The sequence below is a fragment of the Colidextribacter sp. OB.20 genome, from assembly GCF_009911595.1.
Taxonomy (GTDB): Bacteria; Bacillota; Clostridia; order Oscillospirales; family Oscillospiraceae; genus Lawsonibacter.
The window spans coordinates 33,713-40,705 of sequence record NZ_QWKG01000037.1; the positions used below are offsets into that span (position 1 = coordinate 33,713).

At 61.0% G+C, this 6,993-nt stretch carries 9 protein-coding genes and 1 tRNA gene; 6 read left to right on the forward strand and 4 right to left on the reverse strand.

Going from position 1 to position 6,993, the window contains the following annotated elements; genetic code table 11:
• Positions 1–339: 339 nt before the first annotated feature.
• The 6 genes from D1641_RS10385 to D1641_RS10405 are packed head-to-tail and all read left to right on the forward strand — an operon-like array spanning position 340 to position 3,377.
• Positions 340–834, forward strand: a complete 495-nt coding sequence (locus D1641_RS10385; RefSeq protein WP_160665377.1) for a hypothetical protein — start codon at positions 340–342, stop codon at positions 832–834.
• On the forward strand, positions 831–953 hold the full coding sequence (locus D1641_RS19700; RefSeq protein ID WP_279285679.1) for a CD1375 family protein: 123 nt from the start codon (positions 831–833) through the stop codon (positions 951–953). Before D1641_RS10385 ends, D1641_RS19700 begins: the two co-directional genes overlap by 4 nt.
• Before the next feature lie 2 nt (positions 954–955).
• Positions 956–1,240, forward strand: a complete 285-nt coding sequence (locus D1641_RS10390) for a branched-chain amino acid ABC transporter permease (RefSeq protein ID WP_201757326.1) — start codon at positions 956–958, stop codon at positions 1,238–1,240.
• A gap of 35 nt (positions 1,241–1,275) precedes the next feature.
• The gene (locus D1641_RS10395; protein ID WP_160665379.1) at positions 1,276–1,683 is read left to right on the forward strand and encodes a LapA family protein; all 408 of its coding nucleotides are present in this window, start codon (positions 1,276–1,278) and stop codon (positions 1,681–1,683) included.
• 17 nt (positions 1,684–1,700) lie between these two features.
• The gene (locus D1641_RS10400) at positions 1,701–3,032 is read left to right on the forward strand and encodes a phage tail tip lysozyme (RefSeq protein ID WP_243149347.1); all 1,332 of its coding nucleotides are present in this window, start codon (positions 1,701–1,703) and stop codon (positions 3,030–3,032) included.
• Positions 3,033–3,044: 12 nt separating this feature from the next.
• Positions 3,045–3,377: a hypothetical protein gene (locus D1641_RS10405; RefSeq protein ID WP_160665381.1), complete on the forward strand. Its 333-nt coding sequence runs from the start codon at positions 3,045–3,047 to the stop codon at positions 3,375–3,377.
• Between the two features lie 175 nt (positions 3,378–3,552).
• On the opposite strand, the gene D1641_RS10410 is transcribed toward D1641_RS10405, so the two are convergent.
• From D1641_RS10410 to tilS, 4 genes are all read right to left on the reverse strand, one after another.
• Positions 3,553–3,629: transfer RNA gene (locus D1641_RS10410), tRNA-Arg, on the reverse strand.
• Positions 3,630–3,715: 86 nt separating this feature from the next.
• Positions 3,716–5,599, reverse strand: coding sequence for an ATP-dependent zinc metalloprotease FtsH (ftsH, locus tag D1641_RS10415; RefSeq protein ID WP_243149348.1), 1,884 nt, complete (start codon positions 5,597–5,599; stop codon positions 3,716–3,718).
• Positions 5,600–5,624: 25 nt separating this feature from the next.
• Positions 5,625–6,167 (reverse strand): hypoxanthine phosphoribosyltransferase, encoded by a 543-nt coding sequence (gene hpt, locus D1641_RS10420; protein WP_160665383.1) that lies wholly within the window; start codon positions 6,165–6,167, stop codon positions 5,625–5,627.
• A 123-nt stretch (positions 6,168–6,290) separates the two neighbouring features.
• A partial coding sequence (gene tilS, locus D1641_RS10425; RefSeq protein WP_160665385.1) for a tRNA lysidine(34) synthetase TilS occupies positions 6,291–6,993 on the reverse strand: 703 nt, incomplete at its 5' end.

Genomic DNA, 6,993 nt, shown 5'->3' on the forward strand with positions numbered 1-6,993 from the left:
AGGACCCGGAGGCCTGGTGGGAAATTCCGTCCCAGGGAGCTCTGGCCCGGAAAGTTAGGCGCTATTACCCTCTTCTGCGCCCTGTGGTGGACAAGGAGGGCGGTCTGGTGGAGGTGGTCCCCTCTGCCCTGATGAGGACCAGGAGGCCGCAGAGAGGGCCAGAAAGGTCAAAGCGGCCAGGACACAGGAGGCCGCCCGCCGGGGCTACCGGAAAGCCGGCAAGGTGCGGCCTCTGGGGCTTATGTCGTTCCTTAGTTGCACGCCCCCATGCAACAAACCGGGGGCTGCACAGGAATAAAGAAAGGGCCATCCGGCCCGGAAAGAGAGGAGTCATTCATCATGAGTATGTATGGAATCGAGGCCCATATCTGCGGAGTGCCCTGTGCCATGGTGCTGCGGGGCTCTGCCAATGGCTACTATGAGGCCGTGTTCGAGCGGGAGCGGGCCAGCCTGGAGGAGATCGAGGCCATCAACTGGGCCCAACCAATCATTGAGGGGAGCTGTCTCCTGCCTGTTGGCTACGGCTTCACGGCGCAGGACATCTCCTACAGCTCCAACACCCGGAGCTATACCGTCTCCCTGAAGGTGGCGGAGCAGTTCCTGGGGGATGTGGCCGGTTTCCAGGCCCAGGTGGACGAGCTGACCGCCGACGTGACCAGCCAGGTCACCACGATCCAGGAGCAGGAACAGACCATTCAGACCCAGGCTGAGACCATCCAGGCGCTGGAGGGCCAGCTGGAGGAGGCGGACGAGGCTCTAATTGCCCTGTATGAGGCGCAGAGCCTCAGCCGGGATGTTCAGGACAACCCAGACGACGGGGAGGTGAGCGCATGAACATGGCGGTTGTAAAGAGCTACTGGCGGAGCATTCAGCGGGGCACCAGGACCCTTGAGGATGTTCCAGAGCCGCTTCGGGAGGCGGTGTCCAAGTTGGACACCGGAGAGGAGGCCTGACCATGGAAGTGACTATTAATACGGACACGCTGATTACTTTAGCGTCGCTGCTGGCCGCCTTTACCAGCCTCGGAGGTGTAATCGTCTGGTGGATTAAATTCATCGAACGGGACAAACGGCAGGATCAGGAGCTGAAAGCCATCCGCAAAGAGCAGACCCTAATCTGCTATGGGTTACTGGCCTGTCTAAAGGGCTTAAAGGAGCAGGGCTGCAACGGTCCGGTCACCGAGGCTATGAACAAGATGGAAAAGCACCTCAATCAGGCTGCACATGACGAGGAAACATGACAGAAAGATAATTTATGAAAAGGGAGGCTTACGCCATGACGACCATCTTGATTGCCGTCGGGTCGCTGGTGGCGGGCGTCGTTCTGGGTATCACATACAGTACGGTGACGATCCGGCGCCTGCGCCGCCGGGTGAAGGAACTGCGGGAAATCATCAGGGAGGGCCTGCCACCAGATAGGCCGGAGACGATGAAGCGGTATGTTTGGGCCTGCGTCATAAACGGCTTTGCCTGGGTATGGTGCAGCTACATCCTGGCCGCGCTGGACAAGGTGCAAATCGCGGAAGAGCTGTCGAAGGTTGCCCTTGCTGAAATCATTGTGCCGGTGGCGGTATACGCCGGTAAGTCCGTGCTGGAGAATTTGAGCAAAAATAACCGCTGGCCGGACAAGGGAGACACACCAGAAGCGGATCCGGAGGACGCGGAACCGCCGGGTATGGGATAGCGGAAGGAGCTTTACAAATGACAGAAAGGGAAATGTACGATTACCTGGTGAAAGCGGGAATGACGCCCACCGGGGCCTGCGGGGCACTGGGGAATATCCAGGCGGAAAGCGGCGCGATTGCCAACAACCTCCAGAACTCCTATGAAAAGAAGCTGGGGTATACGGACGCCGCCTACACGGCGGCGGTGGACAGCGGGACTTACACGGGGTTTGACACCGACCGGGCCGGGTATGGGCTGTGCCAGTGGACCTATCCGGCGCGAAAGAAGAACCTGCGTCTTTTCGCCAAACATGCAGGTAAGAGCATCGGGGACGCGGAAATGCAGTTGGGCTTTTTCCTGAAAGAACTGCGGGAAAGTTTTCCGGCGGTACTGGCCGTGCTGAAAACGGCAAAGACCGTGAGGGAGGCGTCGGACGCCATGCTCTTGAAGTTTGAGCGGCCCGCAGACCAGAGCGTGCAGAACTGCGAGCGCCGGGCCAAACTGGGACAGGAATACTTTGACAAATATACAAGAAAAGGAAGCGACAGCAATATGGGATTTTCCAACAGCCCGCTGGCGGCGGTGACACTGATCTCTCCCAACAGGACCGTAAACCGGAACCACGTCATTGATACTATCACCATCCACTGCTATGTTGGCCAGGTGACCGTCGAGCGGGGCCTGAATGGTTTCGCCAAAAAGGAGCGGCAGGCGTCCTGCAACTACGTCATTGGCTGCGATGGTAGAATCGGCCTGTGCGTGGAGGAGAAGGACCGATCCTGGTGCTCCGGGGGGTATGACAAGAAGGGCAACCCAATCCGGGTGAACGGCATATCGGGCAAGTCCAACGACTATCAGGCTGTCACCATCGAGGTGGCAAGCGACAACAAACACCCCTACGCCATCACCGATAAGGCTATGGCGGCTCTGATTGAGCTATGCGCCGACATCTGCCGGCGGAACGGCATCAAGAAACTGTTGTGGAAGGGTGATAAGAAGTTGGTAGGCAAAGTGGACCAGCAGAACCTCACCGTCCATCGCTGGTTCGCAAACAAAGCCTGTCCCGGGGATTACATCTACCAGCGGCTCGGCGACATCGCTGCCAAGGTGAACGCCAAGCTGGGGGTCTCTGGTACGTCCCTGGCACCTGATGCCCCAGTGAGCAAGGTCCCGTACAAGGTCCGTATCACCGCCACCGGCCTGCGCATCCGCCAGGGCCCCAACACCGACGCCACCATTGTCCAGAAGGCCATCGCCCCCGGCGTCTACACCATCGTCAGTGAGGCCACCGGCAAGGGTGCCACCCTCTGGGGTAAGCTGAAATCCGGTCTCGGCTGGGTGTCCCTGGACTACTGCAAAAAAATTTAGGAGGAAATATCTATGGAAAATCTGATTCAAAACATTCCTGTGGCGGCGGCGCTGGTGCTGCCGGTAGTGCTGGTCTTGATGGTGGTAACTAACATCATCGTGGAGGTGCTGAAAAAGCTGACCTGGGGGAAGCTGCCCACAAATGTCTTGGCCTTTGCTGTGGCCATGGTGGTGACGCTGCTGGTGTTCTTTGCCGCCTGCCAAATCATGGGCGTGGCCGTGATTTGGTACATGGTGGTGGCCGCTATCATACTGGGCGTGTTCGTGGCCTATGCAGCTATGTTTGGTTTTGATAAACTGAAGCAAACCCTGGAGCAGATCAACAGCATCAAGCAAAATAAATAACGGGTCGCACTCCTAACAGAGATTAGCGCACCCGTTTGGCTCAGATTAGTACCAGCAGCAGTACCAGCACCCAAGTGCCGAAAAGTACTTATTTTTGCCCTGTTCGGCACAAACTGAACGCAACAAAAAACCGCCGAAAGTCCTTGAAACACAAGGCTTTCGGCGGGTTTTTCATTGGCACGCCCGAAGGGACTCGAACCCCCAACATTCAGAACCGGAATCTGACGCTCTATCCAATTGAACTACGGACGCACATCTCAAAGACGCTATGTAGTATAGCACCTTTGAGCCTTTTTGTAAAGAGGTAAATTCCTATTTTGGGGCAAAAATCCAAAAGCTCAGGGCTGAACGTCCCGATAGGGGGCAAGCTCCTCGGCGTCCGGGTCGTCAAAGACCTTGGAAAAGGTATCAGCCTCCATGGTCTCATGATCCAGAAGATACCGGGCGGTGACCTCCAACTCGTGGCGGCGGAGCTTCAAAATACGCTCGCACTCGGCGTAAGCCGTCGCGATGAGGGCGCTGACCTCCTGGTCAATGAGGTTTGCAGTCTCCTCGGAGTAGCTCTTGGCCTGAGCCATGGACCGGCCGATAAAGACCTCGTCGTGGCCCGTCTCGAAGGTGACGCTGCCCAGCTTATCGCTCATGCCGTAGCGCATAACCATGCTTCGGGCGATGGCGGAGGCCCGCTGAATATCGCTGCCCGCGCCGGTGGAGATGTCCCCCAGCACCAGCTGCTCGGCGGCCCGGCCGCCCAGACAGCGGGCAATCTGCTCGGTGAGCTCTCTTTTGGACTGATAGGCTGCGTCCTCCTGGGGCAGGGAGATGGTCATGCCCCCCGCCTGTCCCCGGGGGACAATGGTGATCTGGTGGACCGGGTCGGCGGTGGGCAGCTCGTGGATGACCACGGCGTGACCCGCCTCGTGGTAGGCGGTGAGCCGGCGCGTCTGCTCCGTGACCACCCGGCTGCGCTTCTCCGGGCCGGCAATGACCTTGAGCATGGCATTGTGGAGATCGTGCCGGTTGAGGAAGCGCCGGTCCGCCCGGGCGGCCAGCAGGGCCGCCTCATTGAGCAGGTTCTCCAGGTCGGCCCCGGTGAAGCCGGAGGTGGCCCGGGCCACGTCCTTGAGGACCACGTCCTCCGCCAGAGGCTTGTCTTTGGCGTGGACCTTCAAAATATCCTCCCGCCCCTTGATGTCGGGCAGGCCCACATAGATCTGCCGGTCGAACCGGCCGGGCCGCAGAAGGGCGGGGTCCAGGATGTCCTGCCGGTTGGTGGCCGCCAGGACGATCACCCCATCGCCGGAGGCGAAGCCGTCCATCTCCACCAGCAGCTGATTCAGTGTCTGCTCCCGCTCGTCGTGACCGCCCCCCAGGCCGGTGCCGCGCTGACGGCCCACGGCGTCGATCTCGTCGATGAACACGATGGCGGGGGCGTCCTTCTTGGCCTGGTCAAAGAGGTCCCGGACCCGGGACGCGCCCACGCCCACATAGAGCTCCACAAAGTCGGAGCCTGAGATGGACAGAAAGTGCACTCCGGCCTCTCCGGCCACCGCCTTGGCAATTAGGGTCTTGCCGGTGCCCGGAGGGCCCACCAGCAGCACGCCCTTGGGGATGCGGGCCCCTAAATTGGTGAATTTCTGGGGGTCCCGGAGGAACTCCACAATCTCCTGGAGCTCCTCCTTCTCCTCCTCCGCCCCCGCCACATCCTGGAAGGTGACCTTTTTCCCCTGGTCGGACAGGGTTCGGGTACGGGCATGGCTGAACCGGGCGGCCGGACCCGCGGTCCCGCCGCCCCCCGCCGCCCCCCGCTGGCGCATGAGCAGGAACCAGAACAGGCACAGCACCGCCGCCGCCACCAGATAGGGAATCAGGCTGTACCACCAGGAGCCCTCCACGCCGGGGGGATAGTCATAGCCCGTCAGCACGCCGGAGGCCAGCTGCTCGTTGATGATCTCCCGCATGTCGTTATAAAACAGGGCGGGGTCGGCCACCTGATAGGCCAGCCGGAGGGACTCGCCCCCGTCGGCGCTCCGGAGGGTCAGGGTGAGGGTCTTGTCCTCCAGGGTGAAGTACTCCACCCGCTCCTGGAGGAACCAGGTGCGGACCTGGCTGTAGGTGGGGGCGTCCCGCTGCTCCATCTGCCGCAGGGTGGTGAAGGCGAACAGAATCATCAGACCCAGCAGCAGGTACAGTATTATGTCCCGCAGACCAAAGCGTCTCATAGGCATAAAGTCCTTTCCAAATCAATCAGCCGCCGTAGACCTCCGGCTTTAGAATGCCGATGTAGGGCAGATTGCGGTATTTTTCCGCGTAGTCCAGGCCGTAGCCCACCACGAAGGCGTCGGGAATGGTAAAGCCGCAGTAGTGCAGGTCCACCGGCTTGGTCCGGCGCTCCGGCTTGTCCAGCAGGGCGCACAGCCGGACCGAGGCGGGGTGCCGGTGCTCCAGGATATTCAGCAGATAGCTCAGGGTGTTTCCGCTGTCCAGGATGTCCTCCACAACAATCAGGTTGCGTCCGGTGATGTCCTCCGACAGGTCCTTGGTGATCTGCACCTGGCCGCTGGAGGAGGTGCCGGTGCCGTAGGAGGAGACCGACATGAAGTCCAGCGTGCAGGGCAGGCTGATGGCCCGGCACAGGTCGGCCATAAAAACGAAGGAGCCCCGGAGTACGCTGATGAGCATGATCTCTTGCCCGGCGTAGTCCGCCTCAATCTGACGGGCAATCTCCCGCACCCGGTTTTTCAGCTGATCTTCTGTAAATAATATCTCCTGAATATCGTTGTCTAACATGGAAATTTTCTTCCTTTCCCAATCGCAGATTTTAAAATATGTAGGGCGCGACGACCTCGGCGCGCCGTTTTAAGGAAATGACATAGCGGCGGGCCGGGTCGTCCCGCCCTACGAAGGAACCTGTCATTCCATAGAAATAATTGTAATATGCCACGCCGCCTGCCCCTCCCGGGCGGCGAAGGCCCGGTCGGGTCCCAGGCCGGCGGCGGCGGCGGTCTGCCCTCCCCGGTCGAGGATGGGCAGGACCTCCCGCTGGAACCGGGGCAGCTTCTCCTCAATCATCCACTTTTTCACCGTCTTACCCAGCCGCCCCGGGGGGGTGAGCCGGTCGCCGGTGCGGCGGGGACGGATCCTCAGCGCGGGGACGGACGCCTTGTCCAACCAGAAGTCCCAGGGGGTCTGGGGCTGACCGCTGTAGGTCTCCTCTCCGCAGGAGATGTGCCAGGGGCCGCAGTCCAGCGCTCCGGGCAGGGGCAGGGGACCCTCCTCCAGAGGGATGGGGCCCAGGCGGGGGACCAGGAGCAGCTTGTCATAGACCCGGCGGGCGTTCGTATGGTGGGGCAGGTAAATCTCGCCGGAGGGGTCCGGGCTCCTGCACAGCCTCAGCAGGCCGTTCAGGTGGACGGCGGAACAGTTCTGGTCTCCCCCCCACAGCTGTCCCAGCAGCAGCCGGAGGGTCCGGCTGGCGATGGGGTCTGGAGCGGCGGCCAGCAACGCCGCGTCGATGGCCAATCCCCCCTCCTGAGGGAGCGCCCGGTCCGCCAGCGCCTGGGCCTGGGCGGTGAGGACGGCCTCGTCCGCCCGGAGCAGGGCGGCGGTGCCGGCC